Genomic DNA, 1,562 nt, shown 5'->3' with positions numbered 1-1,562 from the left:
GGCGCCAAGAACCTCGAGAACGCCAAGCTGTTCCAGGACTTCGTCATGGCGCCGGAGAATGCGGCGTTGATCTCGGAGTTCGCCGGCTACGACAACGGCATTGCCGGCAGCCACAAGTTCCTGTCGCCCGACTTCGCCAACTCGCCGGAAATCAACCCGCCGGCCGGCTCGCCGACGCCCGAGTTCGTGGAGCCGTGCTCGCCGGACGTGGTGGAGATCTACAACAAGATCTGGACGAACCTGCGCAAGTAAGTTCACCCAAGGTCCCTGGGAAAGGGAGGCTAGCGCCTCCCTTTCTTGTGGCTGGAGCCCGTCACGGCGACGCGCTTCAGGTTTCAGTTTCATGCATGTCCTTTCCCAAAGCCGCTCCGCACTTTTGGGTGGCATGCATTGGGAGGGTTCGATGACGTCTTACCGCAACTCCGATCCACGTCAGCCGATCATGCAGGGCTCGCCGCCCGCCATGGTGCTGCCGAAGCTCGACTGGGACAGGCCACCCTGGAACCGCTGGGCCTTCCAGCATATCCGCGAATTCCTCCCCACCGTCGAAGTCTGGCGCGGCAACGGCCACCGCCATCGCCTCGACCGCGCCGAGGTCGACCTCGACAATCTCCCGGTCGTCGACAGCAAGGGTGCAGCGACGACGCTCGCCGGCTTGCTCGACGAGACCTATGCTGACGGCTTCCTCGTGCTCAAGGACGGCAAGATCGCCTATGAGCGCTACTTCAACGGCATGGACGAACGTTCGCTGCATCTGTCACAGTCGATGGCGAAGTCGGTCACCGGTTCCATATGTGGCATCCTGGTCGGGCAGGGCCTGATCGACCCCAGCAAACTCGTCACCGATTATCTCCCGGAACTGGCCGCTACGGCCTGGGCCGACGCCACGGTGCAACATGTGCTCGACATGACGACAGGCGTGCGTTTTTCCGAGGAGTACACCGATCGCTATTCGGAAATCGGCCAGGTCGACGTCGCCACCGGTTGGAAACCGATCCCGCCGGGCAGCGACCCGGACTTCCAATGGCCATCGCATCTCTTCGAGCTGATCCTGCGGCTGAAGGACAAGGTGCGCGAGCATGGCGAGGCCTTCGAATACCGCTCGATCGAAACCGACGTTCTCGCCTTCATCATGGAACGCGTGAGCGGCAAGCGACTGGCGCAACTCGTCTCGGAAGAGCTCTGGCAGAAGCTCGGCGCCGACGAAAGCGCCTATTTCACGGTCGACAGCGCCGGCTATGCGCTTGCCGATGGCGGCTTCAACGCGACATTGCGCGACTATGGCCGTTTCGGTCAACTGATCCTCGACAATGGCGGCGGCGTGATCCCCGCCGACTGGATCGAGGCGACGCGTACCGGCAAGCATCAGCCGGACTTCAATCCCAGCCTGCCGGACGGCAGCTACCGCAATCAGTTCTGGATCGAGGATGCGCGTTCGCGCTCGCTGATGTGCCGGGGCGTGTTCGGCCAGATGATCCATATCAGCTGGGAGCACAGGATGGTCGTGGTGAAGCTTTCGACCTATCCGGATTTCCTCAATTCCGCCTATTCGGTGGCGACGC

Annotated in this window: 1 protein-coding gene and 1 pseudogene; both read left to right on the top strand. The window is 62.4% G+C overall.

What is annotated here, in order from left to right:
* Window positions 1-252, top strand: a pseudogene (locus tag Q0L57_RS15220) (putrescine/spermidine ABC transporter substrate-binding protein); the annotation flags it as partial.
* 151 nt (window positions 253-403) lie between these two features.
* Window positions 404-1,562 (top strand): serine hydrolase (locus tag Q0L57_RS15215; RefSeq protein WP_296743916.1); only part of this gene is annotated, 1,159 nt, incomplete at its 3' end.

The organism is Mesorhizobium sp., assembly GCF_024509055.1.
Taxonomy (GTDB): domain Bacteria; phylum Pseudomonadota; class Alphaproteobacteria; order Rhizobiales; family Rhizobiaceae; genus Mesorhizobium.
This window is presented reverse-complemented; position numbering and strand designations above follow the sequence as displayed.